At 32.6% G+C, this 14,437-nt stretch carries 14 protein-coding genes; 9 read left to right on the plus strand and 5 right to left on the minus strand.

Annotation, left to right across the window (positions count from 1 at the left end; translation table 11 throughout):
• Position 1: 1 nt before the first annotated feature.
• Positions 2-172, minus strand: a complete 171-nt coding sequence (locus MHB65_RS20055) for a hypothetical protein (RefSeq protein WP_342441501.1) — start codon at positions 170-172, stop codon at positions 2-4.
• A 1-nt stretch (position 173) separates the two neighbouring features.
• Complete coding sequence (locus tag MHB65_RS20060) at positions 174-518, minus strand: hypothetical protein (RefSeq protein ID WP_342441502.1); 345 nt, start codon at positions 516-518, stop codon at positions 174-176.
• Positions 519-721: 203 nt separating this feature from the next.
• Between MHB65_RS20060 and MHB65_RS20065 the strand changes: the two genes are divergently transcribed.
• The 4 genes from MHB65_RS20065 (at position 722) to MHB65_RS20080 (ending at position 3,445) form a co-directional block, all read left to right on the plus strand.
• The gene (locus MHB65_RS20065) at positions 722-937 is read left to right on the plus strand and encodes a hypothetical protein (RefSeq protein ID WP_342441503.1); all 216 of its coding nucleotides are present in this window, start codon (positions 722-724) and stop codon (positions 935-937) included.
• A gap of 92 nt (positions 938-1,029) precedes the next feature.
• Positions 1,030-1,188 carry a hypothetical protein gene (locus tag MHB65_RS20070; protein ID WP_342441504.1) on the plus strand — a complete coding sequence of 53 codons (159 nt, stop codon included), beginning with the start codon at positions 1,030-1,032 and terminating at the stop codon, positions 1,186-1,188.
• A gap of 204 nt (positions 1,189-1,392) precedes the next feature.
• Positions 1,393-2,481 carry a HindVP family restriction endonuclease gene (locus MHB65_RS20075; RefSeq protein ID WP_342441505.1) on the plus strand — a complete coding sequence of 363 codons (1,089 nt, stop codon included), beginning with the start codon at positions 1,393-1,395 and terminating at the stop codon, positions 2,479-2,481.
• A 4-nt stretch (positions 2,482-2,485) separates the two neighbouring features.
• Positions 2,486-3,445, plus strand: a complete 960-nt coding sequence (locus tag MHB65_RS20080; protein WP_342441506.1) for a DNA cytosine methyltransferase — start codon at positions 2,486-2,488, stop codon at positions 3,443-3,445.
• Positions 3,446-3,986: 541 nt separating this feature from the next.
• Here the strand turns inward: MHB65_RS20080 and MHB65_RS20085 are convergent.
• Together MHB65_RS20085 and dcm are read right to left on the minus strand one after the other, a co-directional pair.
• Positions 3,987-4,151 (minus strand): hypothetical protein, encoded by a 165-nt coding sequence (locus MHB65_RS20085; RefSeq protein WP_342441507.1) that lies wholly within the window; start codon positions 4,149-4,151, stop codon positions 3,987-3,989.
• 239 nt (positions 4,152-4,390) lie between these two features.
• Positions 4,391-5,644 carry a DNA (cytosine-5-)-methyltransferase gene (dcm, locus tag MHB65_RS20090; RefSeq protein ID WP_342441508.1) on the minus strand — a complete coding sequence of 418 codons (1,254 nt, stop codon included), beginning with the start codon at positions 5,642-5,644 and terminating at the stop codon, positions 4,391-4,393.
• Between the two features lie 141 nt (positions 5,645-5,785).
• Here dcm and MHB65_RS20095 point away from each other — a divergent pair, with 141 nt between their 5' ends.
• A complete protein-coding gene (locus MHB65_RS20095; RefSeq protein WP_342441509.1) occupies positions 5,786-6,010 on the plus strand; it encodes a hypothetical protein in 225 nt (74 codons plus the stop codon).
• Positions 6,011-6,107: 97 nt separating this feature from the next.
• On the opposite strand, the gene MHB65_RS20100 is transcribed toward MHB65_RS20095, so the two are convergent.
• On the minus strand, positions 6,108-6,758 hold the full coding sequence (locus MHB65_RS20100; RefSeq protein WP_342441510.1) for a hypothetical protein: 651 nt from the start codon (positions 6,756-6,758) through the stop codon (positions 6,108-6,110).
• A gap of 221 nt (positions 6,759-6,979) precedes the next feature.
• Here MHB65_RS20100 and MHB65_RS20105 point away from each other — a divergent pair, with 221 nt between their 5' ends.
• The 4 genes from MHB65_RS20105 (at position 6,980) to MHB65_RS20120 (ending at position 14,150) form a co-directional block, all read left to right on the plus strand.
• The gene (locus tag MHB65_RS20105; RefSeq protein ID WP_342441511.1) at positions 6,980-9,457 is read left to right on the plus strand and encodes a hypothetical protein; all 2,478 of its coding nucleotides are present in this window, start codon (positions 6,980-6,982) and stop codon (positions 9,455-9,457) included.
• A gap of 288 nt (positions 9,458-9,745) precedes the next feature.
• On the plus strand, positions 9,746-11,038 hold the full coding sequence (locus MHB65_RS20110) for a hypothetical protein (protein WP_342441512.1): 1,293 nt from the start codon (positions 9,746-9,748) through the stop codon (positions 11,036-11,038).
• Positions 11,031-13,595, plus strand: a complete 2,565-nt coding sequence (locus MHB65_RS20115; protein WP_342441513.1) for an SNF2-related protein — start codon at positions 11,031-11,033, stop codon at positions 13,593-13,595. Before MHB65_RS20110 ends, MHB65_RS20115 begins: the two co-directional genes overlap by 8 nt.
• A gap of 327 nt (positions 13,596-13,922) precedes the next feature.
• Complete coding sequence (locus tag MHB65_RS20120; RefSeq protein ID WP_342441514.1) at positions 13,923-14,150, plus strand: hypothetical protein; 228 nt, start codon at positions 13,923-13,925, stop codon at positions 14,148-14,150.
• Positions 14,151-14,437: the final 287 nt, after the last annotated feature.

Below are 14,437 nucleotides of genomic sequence, written 5' to 3' on the forward strand. Positions count from 1 at the left end.
TTTATTGTGCAACCTTATGAAAATTAAGCAAACAAACCTTATTTTCTTCTATTGCGATTAACTTATCAAGTGTCACATAGATAAACTCCCCTTTGGAATTATAGAATACATTCCCCACAAACTTATCCACAACAATGCTTTTAAAAATAGCATCCTCAGCCACTGGAATCATACTATATAGCCCCCTTTTTAAAGAACCTTGCTGGATATTCGGCCTCTACGATCTTCAAAAATGCTACATTTAATCCACTGTAAACGGTAAATTGGTTTTCTAGCAGAATTTTATAGCAAAAATTATCATCCATAAAAATATTGCCACTAATTCGAATAAATTTTCTACCGCAAAATATAAGTGTTCTTACCGTACTAAAATCAATAAAATATTCAATTTTAAGGACAAATGTATTTTCGTGCTTTTTCTGCAAATCTAAGTGTTGTCTTTTGTAGCCTTGCATAACAAACATTAACCCACCATTACTAAAAGCCTTATAAAACATATTTTTTTGTGTTTCTATCAATATGCTCATTCCTTCCTTTTTTTCTTTTTTTCTTTTTTTAAGTAAAACGTGAATCTATTTCATCTACAAGTAAAAACTTTATTTTTTTCTGAAATAAAAAAAGGAAAGTAAATAGGCGTATAGAAATGACTAGTAGGAATATTTCGAGTAGTACACACTACTCCGTTTGGCTGAACTTGGCTAGATCGAAAGGGGTTATTAATATGTTAAAAGAAAAATACACAAAAGAATTTGTTATGCAGATAATTGAAGAATACTTGCAGTTATATGCAACAAGAAGACAGTTTGATCAGTTTTTAAATTTACTACGTGAAAGTGATTACTACAATGATTCAGAGGTTTTTGCAAAGGCTGCATTCAAGAAGAGCCGTTTGTTTAAAACTTACTTCTACGAAAGATTGGAAGAGGAACTTAAATAAGAGTATTCAATACGGTTTAAGAAATTAGGTAGCACACACTACCTACTCCCCTCTTATAGGTAGAGTGTCGAGTGATGAGGAGGAAGGTTATTATGGTAAAAATTAAAGATGTAACAAAATTAAGAAAAGTGTTAAAAGAAGGTGGTAATGGCAAAATAGTAGTATGGAAGGATGGAAGGATGGAAGTTGGGATTTGGTCTCAAGTGGGTATGCGGGAGAGCATAGTGGAGATCAACCTGTTACAGTGTTAAATGCAAGTTTTGCAACAAATACTGCTACTGTAAGAGATCATATTGAGCAAGTTAAAATTAAACTAAATAACTAATTTAGGTAAAAAAGACTTAGTGTGAATTTATCATTCTAAGTCTTTTTTGCTTTTATTTACTAATTCTATGGAACCAGTCGTCAACTTAATGTACCCTTATATTTGGAATCTATTAATAGGAGGATACATGATGACAAAAGAAAGAAAAGCCAGTTTGTTCGGCTTAAAGAACTCGAATAGAGATTTTTCATCCAAAGATAATTGGGGTAAAAATCAATTTAACAGCAGTTTTCCCGCAGCACTTGCTTGCTATATGGGCAAAAAAGAAGTAAAGCCTGTTTATCTAAAAATGGATAGTCAACATGCTGTATACAAGGACTACATAGAAGTGTCTGAGTTATTTAAAATACCAATGGGTGTAGGTATTAGTGATGTGTACTTTGAATTCGAAGGTATTTATAAGCCACACAACAAATATGATGAAACATTATTAAGAAGCGACTTAGTAATCAAAAGTATTCCAACAGATGGATTGGAGGATACTTACTTTTCCCATCACGAAGTGAAATTAACAACTTTACCTGACAGTGCTACTTTTAACAAAACTGAAGATAAATTCGGTTGCGAAATAGTTGTAAGATCCGTCACAATAGTTCACTTAGCCGTAAATTTAATAGAACTTTATGAAAATAAAAAGAACGATTTAGCCGCTATTCTCAATCCGGTAACAAGTGTTATTAGCGACTGGAAAGACGAAAAGACCATTTTACCTTTGCTACCAACGATGATAAATGTTCTTAACGATATACTTACACAAAATATTGACAAACAATCTCCATTAATTTTAAACCCAATATGGAAGACCAATGGTAAGTCTTCTGCTCTGGCTGATAATTGTCTAGATTTATTTGTATGGTCTGATTTTGCAGTCACTAGACTTTTTATAAATTCCATAAATACTAGTAAAAAAGGCATAGATAGATATTCACGTTCTCTTGTTTGGTTGCTTTACTTGTTACATCAATACACAATCCGTGATAAAATAAATAGTAGTGAAATTTACACTATGCCTTTTAATTCTCAAACAGATAAAGCCTTTGCAGTTAATGGAAGTAAAACTAACCCATATATGGCTTGCGATGAATTATTAAATCCGAGGATTACAAGGGAGGAAATCGGAAATATTATTCTTAACGATGGGCAGTTGCTATTAAGTCCTGAACGTCGTTTTGATGCAGCGATTTATTACGCATCGGATATTTTCGAACAAGAGGAGTGATTTTTTGAAAGTAGTAGACCTATTCTCAGGTTGTGGAGGTATGTCTTTAGGCTTCCAAAATGCAGGTTTCGAAATTATATCTGCATTTGAAAATTGGGACGAAGCAGTTGAAGTTTATAATGCAAACTTTAACCACTCTTGCGTTAATTTAGACTTATCACAAGTAGAAGATTATAGTGTTTTTAAACAATTAAATCCAGACATTATTATAGGTGGACCACCTTGTCAGGACTACTCTTCTTCTGGCAATCGAATTGCTAAAGATAATGCAAACTTAACAACAGATTTTGCAAATATAGTAGTAAATGTAAAGCCTAAGTATTTTTTAATGGAAAATGTAGATCAAATTAAAAAATACGATGTATATAAAAGAGCAGTTGAAATCTTTAAAAATGCAGGATATGGATTATCATCAAAAGTATTAGATGCAAGTTTATGTGGTGTTCCGCAAAAAAGAAAACGCTTTTTCTTATTTGGTGAACTAGGTGGAATAGACGATTTATTTTTACCTTTTTTAGAAAAGAATTTAACTAAAAAGCCAATGACACTACGTGATTACTTTGGGGATAGTTTAGGTCTTGAGCATTATTACAGACACCCTCGAAATTATAATCGTAGAGGAGTATTTAGCATAGACGAACCTTCGCCTACAATCCGTGGAGTTAATAGACCAGTTCCTGCAGGTTATCCGGGTCATCACAATGATACAGCACCTGCTGCGGAAGTTCGTCCATTAACTACAATAGAAAGAAGTTATGTTCAAACTTTCCCGAAGGATTTTGACTTCTTAAGTATTTCAAGAACGAACTTAGAACAAATGATTGGAAATGCAGTTCCAGTTAAATTGGCTGAGTATGTAGCAAATGCAATTACCGACTATATTGAAAACAAAGATTATGCGAAAGAAGTATTAAAGCAAGATGAGCAAATTGATATGTTTGAACTTGAAGTCGTTAATGCATAACTAAATAAAACAAAAAGGACAAAGAGGAAATTATTCCTCTTTGTCCTTTTTGTTTTGCTTCCCAATCTTGCCAACTCTGCTTTTGTATATAAAAGATTTAACCACAAAATAGTCGTTGTATTTGGGTATTGCTGATGGAGACGGCGGGTGTCGAACCCGCGTCTCTTGAAAAGTTGATTATATCAGCATTTTTAAAGGTTTTTAGCACTTTTATTAAATTTCTAAATGCCATATTAAATGCCATTTCACTAAATTAGCGTTGTCGGGGGCAAATTATTTTAAAATCATTAGGTCATTCAGTTATTACTTAAACAGTAAGATTTTTTTGATAAGTGATATACCTAATAAGAAAAACCTATTCATTTTCCAAATTTTTATTAGAAACAATATTTAAAACAGATCCGAAATCATAAGGCTGGTAATACACGGTTTCACCACATTCAAGGCACTGTACATCGCATAATCTTGGCTTGGTTATGTCTTTTTCTTCGTGGACTTTTATAACCTCTTGGATGCCGTGACATTTTTGACAGAACATTGTTTACTCTCCTTTGGTTACTCCGATTAATTGGATTTGTAGGTTTGTACGTAGGTTAAATATATCTTCGTACATAATTGATTCAATATCAACACTGAACTCATTTTCAATATTTCGTACAAAGAGTAGGCGTCCAGCTAATTGTGTACGATCACTAAATTCACTCACGATTTCAAATACCGGGTTGTTGCCTTGATCATCGACTAAGATTGAAATTTCATCGCTGTAATCTAGAAGTCGTAACCATCAGCTTGTAATCTTTTCTTTAATTCCATATCCAAAGTATCACTTGTTTCATTATTGCAATACTTCAGCTTGGATTTTCATTATTTCTGAATCTAAATATAGTAAATATACTTGTAACATTAATCCTCCGTATAGAAAAATACACAGGTGTGACCTGTGTATTAGATTCCAAGTGTAATTTGTGTAGCCTCTTCTTTTTCAAGCAAGTCAATTTCTTTAATTTTCATACCCATATCGCGTATTAAATCAACAACTAAGGCATTCCCCATACAGAAATAACGCATACGTTTTGGCATACCCTCTGTCCAATTGTCATCAAAACCATTTAGGCGCTCACATTCAATTGGAGTTAAGAAACGTTTTCTACCGTTAACTTCAACTATATGTGTACTGCGATTTACGGTACCTTCGCTTGTTAGCATTGTTCGACCTGGTAAATTTAAATCATCAGTAGGTGACATACCACCTTCTGAATAGATGTATTTATGACCTTCAGCAGACGTTCTTTCAATTTTTTTAGGTCCACGTAAGTAACCAAATTTTTCGATGGCTGCATCATTTAAATAATACTCTTCATCAACTTCCTCTTCAGGCTGTAAAATATCCTTTAACGGAATTGGTGCTTTTTCAATCGGCTCTGGATGAACCGTATGAATTTCACCATTAATCATAATGCCTGCTGGATGGAATCCAAAGGCATAGCTATCCGATATTTTAATGATATCTTCTAGTAATGTTGCCGTTGCTCTACGATCCTTATATGGATCCTGTTTAACTGGGAAAACATTTGCAAAGAAACCTTTTTCAAATAGAATTTCTTCTCTATTTCTTATACTCATTTGCTTTTTCGCAAAATCTAAATTCTTTTTGTAAGCGAAGATAAATACTCTGCGTCTTCTTTGCGCATAACCATATTCACTTGCATTTATAACGCGCCACTCAACGATATATCCTAAATCCCTAAAAACGGCTAACATAATCGAGAAATCGCGACCACGTTGTTTGGAAGGTGACTTGATTAAGCGATCGACATTTTCTAAAAGGACGTACTTCGGATGGCTGCTTTCAAGCACACGCTTAATCTCCCAAAATAGAACGCCCTTTTTTCCGTTAATCCCTTGCTCATTATTTAAAGACCGACTAACGCTATAGTCCTGGCAAGGAAATCCACCAACTAAGAGATCTATTTTTAATGAATCAAACTTAGCAATAGGTACAGATGCAATATCTTTATTACTTACTTCACCTTCAGTAAAATGTCTACTATAACAATCATACGCATCTTGCGCCTTTTTTGAAGGCTCCCATTGATTTGCCCATACTGTTTGAAAATATTCTTTATCAACTTTCTCCAAGCCAAGACGAAATCCACCAACACCTGCGAATAATTCCACAACATTTAGGTTTTTACTCATAATACGAACATCCTTTCTCTATATGAGTATTATAAACCAACGGAAATGAAAGATCAACAATTATGTTTTATATACCTTTTAGTGATTTAATGGGTGGAGTAGCGTATTCTAGAATTAAGAATGGAATAAAGGGTTTTTTTTATGGCGCTACATGAGTTTACTAGAAATGAATTAGATACTATTTTAAAAAAAGTGGTGAATAAAACACTTGGTCAAGTGGATGTAAATAATGTTTTTGCACGAACGATTACCCATCCTAAAATTACAGGAATTGCTGGTGATGTAGTAGAACAATCAATTTTAGGCTATCTCCTTTGCATCATTTTTGAAGAACCTTCTCCAAAAGCCCAACTACAATTACAATAATAAAGATATTTTGGAGAATTAAGGGGAGCGTGATAATCGGATATTGAGCGAAGTTGAATATATATTTAAATAACAAACAGCCTAGGCTGTTATTTTCTCACAATAAGTCTTCAATTCTATCTCGATAAACCATGTATCTAGCTTCGACTGCACCAGAAGCAATATATTCATCTTTAGTCGTAACAATATTAAGTGGCTGCTCTCTTTTTTGATAACTTACCATATACCTTGAATTACTATTAGGTAAATTAATCGGTCCGTTTTGTAAAATTCTCAATAGTTGATCTTGGTTATTTTGGATATATGTACGATTTATACCGTATTGTTCCTCCAAATAATTTTGCAATATACGACGATTTACTAGCATAGTCTCTACTCTATGTAAATGATCTATCGTTAACTGTTCTCTATAAATATCTATCGGATCTCTATCTGCCCAACACATTAAATAATGGATTGTTTGTTTTTCTGGTTTATAAAACCAACCTTCTACTCTTTGCCCATTTCTATTTAATGAGATTAACTCTAAAACAAATGTATCTTGAATTGTAGATCTTGATAAATACCCTTTTTCATCGACTATATATATTTGGTTATTACTAACAAATTGAACATCTATACCTGCAAACTGTGCATCATTTATCCTCTGAAAATTATGTAAATTAAATCGGGGATAAAAATATAAATCTAAGTATCTAGCTAGTACTTGTTCGTTTTGTATATCTCGATCAAACATAACCCTATTCATAGAATCGCCTCCTTGTTATTACTAAGGATATAATAATATATAATCACATTTATTTTATGTAAAATCGATTGTCTTAGGTGTAAAATATACTGTTTTAGCAATTATTGTAGTAGCTTCGATCAATTTCATGCCTTCAAAAATCATAATATTGAAAAAAACAGTTTTACCAGAATTATGTGTTATGGTTTTAATATCCAAATAATTCAGGCGGTGATTTACTATTGAAACTAAACTTGAAACCAAATTTTTATACCACCCAATTATACCACCCAAATAGTTTGTATGTGTTAATGGAATATGAAATTAGTTTACACCAAGTGGAACTTTTGATAACTAAGGGTTATACTTTGGCTGATTTTATAGAACAAACTGTTTTGGCCAATCAGTTAAGTAAAAAGAAAAAATTATTGTATGAAAAAATTACAAAAGCACTCCCCTTTATTAATTCAGCTTCCTTAAACGAATCTGTATATAAATTAGCCGCTGCTGGTTTATCGATAAAGAATATCAATTTATTGAGAGAACATAATATTTGTTATCAAGATATAGAAAATTTAACGTACTCCGATTTTATGGAAACATTAAAAAGTACATCTAGTAAAGAAGCTGTATTCCAAAGAATAAAAACAGCTTTTGAAAGAGTAGAGGAAGCCTTTCAAATCCCTCCTTCAATAGATAAAATATACGATTCTCTCTTAATCAAACTCTTTGATTCCTTACCTCCGCGAAAATTTATTTCCAAGTTAGAAATCAAATTGTATCTCCTTAGAAGTTTACATGGGAGTTTACATGTTGATGTTCGGGAGATAGACGAGAACGCAATCGAAGTTTTTTTAGAAAAAAATATAGAAAAAGGGTTGATTTTAAGTAGCGATTTAGGGTTCGCTAAAAAATACATTAAGTTCATTGATTATCTAGAAGTAGATTTTAAAGATAAAGATATATTAATTCAGAAGTTGAATAACGCTACTTTACAAGATATTGCAGACGAACAAAAGGTTTCCCGCGAACGAATTCGTCAAAAACTAAGCAAAGTTCTTAGCAATTTACCTTTGATGGAAGAAATCATAATTTATAGAGAATCCTTCGAACAATATGACTGGCCAGAAGAATTGTTTAATATGATTTTCAAAGAACATCCCTATGTATATCAATTTTTAAAATTATCTTTAAAGAAGGGCACTAAAGATATATTAAAACATTTAGATGAACTTTCTTTGGACTTAAACGAAAGAAATACTGTTCTAACGTATTTTAATTACTATGTTAATTACGAAAACCAAATTATGCCTTATTCAAATAAAATTGCTCTATTCGAACATTTAGTTTACAACTTGGGAGAAGTCGCTGTGCATTACAGTGAATTCATCGAAATTGCAAATGAATTTATTATCGAGAAAGAATTGACTGAAAATTTACTCTTCGATGAACGTAATGTTATTGGATTAGCTGATCGATCCAATCGTGTTATTCGGACAAACAAACAAGGTTTCCGTTATTACAATCTTTCGAATTTAGAAACGTTCGAAATAAATCAATTAAAGCAGCTGTTAAACTTAGGGCCTGGGATTTATAGCACTGCGAAGCTTTTTAATGAAAATATTGATTTAATGAATGAGCTAAATATTGATTCTGAATATGAGCTTCATAACATTTACAAAAAGATTATTGATGTTCCTCATGTTGAATATACACGAATGCCTGAGTTTTCAGTGGGGCAGGTTTCGAAAGAAGAATTTCTGATTGTGGCGTTTCATGAATTAGCGCCTATTTCGATTGATGAGTTCGTCTCTTATATAGAGGAGAACTATGGTTTAAAAAGCGCTTCTGTACGATCATTAATATATACCGATTACATTTCCTATATACATGAAAATATGATTGTAGTCGATCATCCTCCAGTTACGGAATTAGAGTTAGTTAAATTCAAACAACTTCTAACTAAAGATATTTACACTATCGAAGAACTTGTAAAGATAGGTCAAACACTGGATGTCAACTTCCGCAACAAGTTTATCAATAATCATACTCTACTAAAGGTTGGTTACTATATAAGAGGTATGTTCGTACTCAATGAAAAATATAACTCAATTGAGCAATATTTTACTGAGCATATTATGCAACAAGATGTTTTTCATAATACTAGATCTCAAATTTACCAAACAACTTCATTTATGGGTACATTGTATGAACTTGAGAGGTCGTTGGATGCTATTCGAATCGAACGTGACTTATATATTACTAGTACAAAATTAGAAGCTGCAAATCTTACCAAAGGTGCGCTTATTGGATATAGAGATACAGTTTATGCATATGTATCTCAGATGGAATATTTCACATTACCTCAAATTCGACTAGCAGGATTCAGTCATCCGTTAGAAGACTATGGTTTTAGCGACTTATTCTACGAACGAATTATTTGGAGTAATCCATTAATTCAATCAATCCATACTTCATCGCATATCATTTTTAGCACCTCTTTAGAGGAAACTAATTTAACTAAATTTATAAAATACTTAATCTCTAATTACATTAAAGTTGATATCTATAAATTTATGGACATATTACAACGTGAATATGGACTTAACTTAAAATTATATAAACTAATTGATATAGTTAATAATTCTTCTATGCATTATTCAGCTGAAATGGAATGCTTTTATCTAAATACAAATGCATTTTACGAGGATATTTACTAATAAAACTTTATTCACATCAGGAGGTTGAATCAATATGTCAAAGTATATCACTATGCCAAACTTTACTAAACGTTATATAGCGAGCCACCAAGATATATCTGGAGTTATCAGAAAACTTTTAATTCCTAATCCTAAATCTCTACCCGTCAGTCGATTTGATGGCAATCGGTGCCTCATAAATTAGATATTTATTTAAAAAATGTAATAGCCCTTCACTAAAATTAAACATGTTGATTAAACATCATAATGATGTTCAATCAAACTCAAAAATAAAGGAGATAATTTTCAATGACTACAGATTTAAAAGCTCTAATTGGAACAGAAATTATGGAATCAGATTCAACTCGTATGTTACGTATTAAAGGGGTTACAAAGGCACATAAAGTAATGATTATTCCACTTGATAAGTGCCTTTACAACGACTTAAACGGTCGGATTTCAACATATATCTCTCAACATATTGCTAATGGTAATGTAATTGATAAGAATGATACTGAGGCTTACAATGCTGTGATTGAAGATTTTATTTACCAATCAAATCCTAAAGCTTTGGACACTACAAAGAAAAATATTGATACTGTCGGGCAACTTGTTGCTGGTGTTGTTTTAAATGATGGAACAATTATTGACGGTAATAGAAGATTTACAGCCTTACGCAAATTAAAAGCTGCAGGAAAAGACGTGTATTTCCATGCTGTCATCTTAGATGAAAGTGAAGGCATTAATCGCAAGGACATCAAAATGCTCGAGCTTCAATTACAACATGCAGAAGAGAAACCAGTTGATTACAACCCTATTGATAATCTTGTAGATGTATACCGAGATATCATCGAAAATGAACTTTTCGAAATTCCCGAATATACAGTAGCTATCGGAAAAGATTCAAGCTCTAATAAAGATTTAAAAGAAGTAAAACTATTAGTTAAAAAATCTGTACTGATGGTTCAATTTTTAGAATTCATAAATGCTCCAAAGCAATACTATATTGCACGTGATTTCAACTTAGATGGTCCTCTACAAGAAATGGTAGGAATTATTGAACGAGCTCTAAAAGGTATCGATATTTTAACAGTAATGAATAAAGACTATCATGATAAGAATGAGCAAGCACAATATATCCGTATCCGCAACTCACTATTCGCAACAGTTTTTGCAGCTCGTAGCCAAAAGAGTGAAGAAAGCGGAGACTTATCACGATATATTCGTGAAACTGGCAAATACATTATAAACTCTTCAAATAATGAAGACTTCTTAGAAAAGTTTGATGATATTGTAGAAGATATGATGGAAACTTTTGAGGAAACATCTGTGACTCTTGAAACACTAAGTGATGTAGCTAAAGATTTATCGGAGCTAAACTCTAATAGCCTTAAAATTGTGAGCACAAAAATCGAGGACGCAAAGCGAGAAAAAGCACAAATTCAACCTGTAGATTCTTTAAACTCAGCCCTTAAGCAGATTAGTAGCATCCCAGTCGATCAGGTGAAACATATGAACGATAAGTCTCAGCATGAATTCATCTTAGTTTATGAGGAAATCCAAAAAAAATTAGAGCTCTTAGGGAAAGCACTACATGTTTAAATCTTTAAATTTGAAGCCTTCATACTACACAGATGAAGGCAACATAGCACAGGAATTTTACATTCCTGTGCTATCTCAAAGTGTACAGTATGACAGGATTAGTGGCTATTTTAGCGCTAAGGCTCTTGCCTCTTATGCCAAAGGAATTCAAGGGTTAATCGAAAATGGTGGAAAAATGCGCCTCATCATTTCACATGACTTATCAGAAGAAGATTATCGTCTAATTGAAAAAGGCTACGCTCTTCGAAAAGAGATACAGGAACAATTTTTAGAACGTTTAAATGATTCCCTAACCTTAGATGAACAGATAAATTATAGTAATCTAGCTCATTTAATTGCTGAAGGATATGTAGACATTAAGATTGGCTTTACTCATTATGGAATTTTCCATACTAAATACGGCATTTGTATAGATGCAACTGGTGATATCATTTACTTTACTGGATCCAATAATGAAACAGAAGCAGCTATTTATCGGAACTACGAATCTTTTGACGTGACCGCTTCCTGGAAATGCTCAGAATTTGATTTAGAAAAGCCTAAAGGTGCAATCACTCGGTTCAATTCATTATGGGACGGAATGAAAAATCATTTTGTCTATGTACAAAGCTTTAATGACATCGTTAGAAAGAAAATTATTACCTATGACAAGGGGAAGATTATATTGAACCAAGATATGTTGCTACACGATACACTGGTGTTGTCATATGAGAACGAACGACTAGTTATTCATGACAACTTAACTTCTTATAAAATTAAAGGTACTGAACCCTTTATTACTCAAAAACTATTCCCTTATTTAGAAGACGAATACCCGAATTTCTCATCTTCATTAACTCATCTTGATATTCAAAATATCGTAAAAATAATTGAAAAATTCTCAAAAAGGAAAGGTTTCAATTTTGTTGTTAGTGATGAAGTAAAGGAATTTATTTCACAAAAATCTTACTTTATTCAAGAAAGGGCAGACTATGCCTACAACTTAAAATATTACGAAAAAAGTATAGCACCTCAAATTCTAGAGAGATTTGAAAAATTCAAAGTCATTACTGAGAAATTTTTTGTACGTCCCCTTCGAGATGTTCAATTATGGTGTGCTTTTTATATGTATGAAATGCAAAAAAGTTCAAACTTTTCCGTTCCTGGCGCTGGTAAAACAGCCATGAAATATGCCACATTTGCTTATTTAAATTCACCTGAAGTAGATAAAGTAGATCGATTAGTTGTGTTTGGCCCTAAAAACTCATTTATGGCTTGGACAAATGAATTTAAAGCAAACTTTGGAGGAAACAAATCATTAAAAGTTGTTGATGTCCAGAAAACAAAGTATACATCAACTGAGTTTTTACTAGCTTGTGGAGATGCTAATCTAATTTTAGTTAACTATGAAGCTGTTCCAAAATTCCAAGACTCGTTAAAGCGTCTTATTAATAATCGGACAATGTTAGTTCTAGATGAAGTGCACCGTATCAAAGGTATTACAAGCTCACGTGCTCTAGCTGTTAAAGAAGTTTCCAAAAAAGCTATTTATAAATATGCTTTAACAGGAACGCCTATCCCTAATACGTATGAAGACATTTATAACTTATTAAATATTTTATACAATGAGGAATATCGACTGTATTTTAACTTCCGAAAAGATGAGCTTAAAAAACCATCTCCATTACTAGTCGAACGAATTAACAATGCACTTTATCCTTTCTTTTGGCGTACAACAAAAGAACAATTAGATGTTCCTAAATCTAATGAGGACGAGTTATGTCATGTTGTAGCTAACGAAGACGAACAAGAAATCATTAATATGCTTTATCGAAAGTTTGGGCGATCTGCTTTTGAATTGTATATTCGACTCATGCAAGCATCATCAAATCCAAAATTGTTGTTAAACACAATCGATTACGTTGAAATGTACGGTGAGGATGCTTCAGATGAAAACAATCCATGGAATCAGGTTGATGACGACCTTGTTAAGTTTACTGAGGAAGAAATCCAATTGATTCAACAAGTTCCTAAAAGTTCAAAATATTACGCTGCTATTGATTTGGCTACTGACTTACATCTAGAAGGAAAGCAAAGCATAATTTGGTGCATGTTTGTGGATACCATTCAAAGTGTTTCTGAAGATTTAAACTTAAAAGGCTTACGGGTTGCTACGATTTTCGGAAGCACTCCACAGAAGGAACGTGACTTTTTAATTAATGAATTCTTAAACAATGAAATTGATGTCCTTGTAACAAACCCTCATACTTTAGGAGAATCTGTTTCATTACACCATACGTGTCACGACGCAATCTATTTGGAGTACTCTTTCAACTTAACTCATATGTTACAGTCAAAAGATCGTATTCATCGTTTAGGATTAGCAGACGACCAATACACACAGTACTACTTTTTCATGATGAATGGTCAAGAAGGACAGCGTAATACAATCGACGAGCGAATCTACAATCGCTTAAAAGAGAAGGAAGAAATTATGATTAACGCGATAGAACGAGGTGTACTAGAACCTGACCCAACTGTTAATTTAGATGAAATCCTAGATTTGCTTGGTGATTAATATTTATCCAGCAAATCTAGGATTGAATATAAAAGGAGCCCTGCTTTCTTGGTATGAATGAAAGCAGAGTTTAAATCTCCAACAACACTTAATTCCAATATAAACATATTTCGGATTACAAATCTGGTTTAATACCTATTTTCATCCTTGGTATCCTCAAAACGCAAAATTATATACTTTTAATTTCATGGTAAAGGGTATTTTTATTAGTTAATCAATCATCATTGATTATTTAAAATCGGACAAAATAATCAATAAATGGGTTCATTCTAATTTTAAATTATTTTAGATTCCCCCTTTCTATTTATCCATAAGCTGTCGGAAACGGTGATGCTAAAAAAAGATGGTACACCTATTATCAATAAAAAAACGCAAACTGTCCGTGCACAGCTGAATTTCTCAAAATTCGAAGAGCATACCTTCTTTCTGCGTGAATCAGGGTCAGATGCTAATTACAAAAATTTTGAATTGAATGGAATTAAAATGTATGCACAATACCTGTGGATGAGGGGTAGTGTTATTAATAAGATGCTGGAGGAAGTAGAGTTTATTTGAAATGAAATAAGGGCGTGTCTGAAAAGTCCTTTTGAGACACACCCTTTGCTCCTGTGGTGGAATCTTGACTCGACCACCACAGGAGCAATACTTCATAGTGGATATTTATTATAGAAAGAAGGGCTGTCCCATAAGTTTTCTACTTATGGGACAGCCCCTTTTAATCATCTAGATGGTTTCTTTAATTAATTTTCCAATTGGATATTACGCTTTAAATAAACTACGATAGTTCAACGTATTCTGCAATAATCCACATGAGTATTTTCAAACTATTTCAACTAAATTAT

Source organism: Lysinibacillus sp. FSL K6-0075 (genome assembly GCF_038592945.1).
Classification (GTDB): domain Bacteria; phylum Bacillota; class Bacilli; order Bacillales_A; family Planococcaceae; genus Lysinibacillus; species Lysinibacillus fusiformis_F.